This window comes from Trichocoleus sp. DQ-U1, assembly GCF_039961925.1.
GTDB lineage: Bacteria > Cyanobacteriota > Cyanobacteriia > Cyanobacteriales > FACHB-T130 > FACHB-T130.
Genome location: NZ_JAMPKB010000166.1, coordinates 1 through 3,213, shown reverse-complemented (window position 1 = coordinate 3,213; position 3,213 = coordinate 1). Strand labels below are relative to the sequence as shown.

Below are 3,213 nucleotides of genomic sequence, written 5' to 3'. Positions count from 1 at the left end.
TTTATGGTGAATATCCTCTGCGGATTGATTGCTTATTGTCATCAGCCAAAGAAGCCTTCACTCAATCTGGATTTCACTTTGCCTCAAGCTGCTTAACCCGAACTCAGGTTATTCAGATACCCAACTTACGGCTGAACAGATGTCGAATGGTGAACGGGTAACAACACTTTGAAAGTAGAACCCTGACCAAGTTTACTGGTGACAGAAATAGAGCCAGCGCAACGTAGGAGAAGTTGCTGCACAATGGTTAAACCTAATCCAGCACCGAAAACTTCTTCGCCCGGTGCTAGGCGTCCGCGATAAAAGCGGTCAAAAATCTTGGGCAATTCGTTCGGGGCAATGCCGATGCCGGTATCGCGAAATTCCAACTGTACGTATTCGCCTTGTTGCTTGGTGCGTACCACCACCTGACCGCCAGTGGGAGTGAATTTAATGCTGTTGTGTAGCAAATTGATAATAATTTGTCGCAGCCATGCCTCTAAGCAGGAGACAGCCGGAAGGTTAGGACTGACCGTGTAGCCTAACTGGATACCTTTTTCTTGCGCGATCGCTTGATAGGTGCTGACAACTCCAGGCACGATATCTGCCAACTGCACTGGAAGCAAAGTTGTTGGGGTAGTTGCCCGATCTAGCTGTACTAGCTCCATTAAACCGCTAATCAAGGAAACTTGGCGATCGCACTGTGTATGCAGCAAATGCAGGTAGCGCTGACGCTGCGAGGGTTTGAGTTGTGGGGACTCTAGCAGCGTCAGTGCGGTTTTCATGTTGGTTAGCGGCGTCCGCAGTTCCAACAGCGCATTGCTTAGTAGTTCATCTTTAAAGCGCACTTCATCCAGCAAAGCTTGATTTTGCCGCTGGAGTTCGGCGATTTCCGTTGTTGATGCATGATTGGCGGCAGCACCCCGCCCGATTTCCTCTTGCTGCTGGACTTGTTTTACCAGTAACTGAGTCAGGATGGATGCGATCGCTCGATTCTGTACTAAATCGGGTGATTGCGGTAAGGTAAATAGCTTGTCCCAGTTGCTGAGGAGAGTCTCTTCAGTGGGCGCGATCGCGGGTCGGATTCCCTGCAAAACCTCCTGAATCACTGGCTTGTCAAAAGCGCAAATTGTCAGCAGCGGTCGTCCTCGCTTGTCCTCCGTGCCAGCTGTAGCCATTTGCTTTTGCAAAGCCAAAACGCTTTCGCTAACGCCTGACTGTGCCCCGTAAGGATTGCCTAGGGCGCTCTTATTCCGGTACTGAGAAGCGAGAAACTCTTTTGAGTCTATATTTTTGATTTGATCCAAATCCTTTGAAGTTGTCTGGGCAGATGGCTTAGCGCTGCGGGGTCGATGAGCCAAAATTAAGCCGCAAAAGCGTTCGGATAGCACTAACAAAAAATATTCTCTGGAAATTGCGTTTTCCGGCTTCAGTTGAACTGGAATAATCTGCGAGGCGGTGGGGGAAATTTTTGGCGATCCGGTGAGTGCATAAGGGGAATTTTCAAATTCTTCCTGGCGCTCGCTCTGTCCGGCTTCTACTCTCTCCTGCTCTCGTCCCTCTTTGCCGTTACAGACATAAATCGTATGCCCAACCTGCCCCCGCTCCTGATATTGTTCTATCTGCGCCTGCCAGCCTTCTCCAGGCGGTAGCTTTACCCAGAGTTTGGCTGGCAGTTGTTGGTCAATCAGTACGTCCATCAGCGCCCACAGCAAGGACTTGAGCGTAGTTGCACTCACGGCAAGCGGCTGAGGCGCTGACTCTACACGCAGAGCCAATTGGTAAAGGGATGCATCCATAAGATTTTAAGATTTTAGAGGTTGCTTTTGGATGAAAAGGTGACTTGTTAAATGCACTGATGTCTCAACAAATGGGTGAAAATCAACTTGGATGGTTTTGAAGACTTTTGAGTGGAAACTCCTTTATAGCTACTTTTAGCGCAGCGGTGCGGAGCGCAGATTGAGAGAAACCAGAGATAGTTTTATCTTGATTTCTACCCATCTAGCGAGTGTCTCTTTAATCCTTTCCCAGCCATCAATCTCCATTTCAAGAGACAACAAGTTAGATTGAATTGCGCCTAGTTACAAGTTAACCGCTCCACTCTAAAATCTAAAATCTACAATTGCTTTAACCAGGCATCCGCTTTAATAAGGCATCCCGTGCTTGTTCTCGATCGTCAAAGTGGATTTTTTCCGTTCCTAAGATTTGGTAGTCTTCATGACCTTTACCAGCAATCAGGACACCATCACCCGGTTGGGCTTCTAAAATGGCGGTATGAATGGCAGTCGCGCGATCGCTAATCACCATCACTGGTTGAGCCGAGGTTGGTATCCCGGCGACAATATCTTGCAAAATCCGTTCTGGATCTTCCGTCCGCGGATTGTCGGAGGTAACAACGGCTTTGTCTGCTAACTGCGCGGCAATTTGACCCATTTTCGGGCGTTTAGTGCGATCGCGATCGCCTCCACAACCGAAGATGCAGATCATCTTACCGGGAATAAACGGACGCGCCGCTTTTAGCAAATTCTCCAAACTGTCCGGCGTGTGAGCATAATCGACAATAACGCTAATCTCTTGCTGGGAACCGATTTGCACTCGTTCCATCCGTCCCGGCACTCCCGAAAATTGGGGTAGCGCCGCCGCAATTAACTCCAAATCTACTCCCAGATGCAACACTGCTCCCACAGCGGCAAGTAAATTTTCCAGATTGTACTGCCCGACCAGGGGAGAACGGAAAGCCACGTCCCCTTTGGGTGTATGCATCACCCCACTGACTCCCGTTGGCTCATAACTCAGATCGCTCATCCATAAATCGGCGGTCGAATCGTTGACGCTGTAGCGCCATACTTGGTCTGGATTTAACCGTTCGATCAATCGCTGTCCATAAGAATCATCTGAATTAATTACCGCCCGCCCTTTGAGATATTCAGGGCTAAACAGCAACGCTTTTGCATTGAAGTAATCTTCCATGTCGTGGTGGAAGTCTAGATGATCCTGGGTGAGATTGGTAAACACAGCAACCGAGAACGGACAACCCAAAATCCGACCTTGCGCCAAAGCGTGGGAACTTACTTCCATCACACCCATCTGAGATCCGGCTGCGATCGCTTCTGCCAGTTGTTTTTGCAGTTCGACCGCAAAAGGCGTCGTGTGGGCAGCGGTTTGTGTAAAGCCAGCCCAACGGGCATACAGCGTCCCAAATAAAGCCGTTGGTAACTGGCTCCAAGTCAGGAA

The 3,213-nt window shown here is 49.3% G+C and carries 2 protein-coding genes and 1 pseudogene; 1 reads left to right on the top strand and 2 read right to left on the bottom strand.

Going from position 1 to position 3,213, the window contains the following annotated elements:
• Positions 1-96 (top strand): annotated as a pseudogene (locus tag NDI34_RS27965) (IS982 family transposase); the annotation flags it as partial.
• A 29-nt stretch (positions 97-125) separates the two neighbouring features.
• Here NDI34_RS27965 and NDI34_RS27960 read toward each other — a convergent pair.
• Both NDI34_RS27960 and NDI34_RS27955 read right to left on the bottom strand, forming a co-directional pair.
• Positions 126-1,778 carry a DICT sensory domain-containing protein gene (locus NDI34_RS27960; protein WP_348234476.1) on the bottom strand — a complete coding sequence of 551 codons (1,653 nt, stop codon included), beginning with the start codon at positions 1,776-1,778 and terminating at the stop codon, positions 126-128.
• Positions 1,779-2,106: 328 nt separating this feature from the next.
• Positions 2,107-3,213, bottom strand: a 1,107-nt coding sequence (locus tag NDI34_RS27955) for a UDP-N-acetylmuramoyl-L-alanyl-D-glutamate--2,6-diaminopimelate ligase (RefSeq protein WP_348234475.1), incomplete at its 5' end; no start/stop codon positions are given.

Coding starts and splice junctions, on each gene's coding strand:
- NDI34_RS27960 (WP_348234476.1), bottom strand. CDS start 1,778: ATGGATGCATCCCTTTACCAATTGGCTCTGCGTGTAGAGTCAGCGCCT.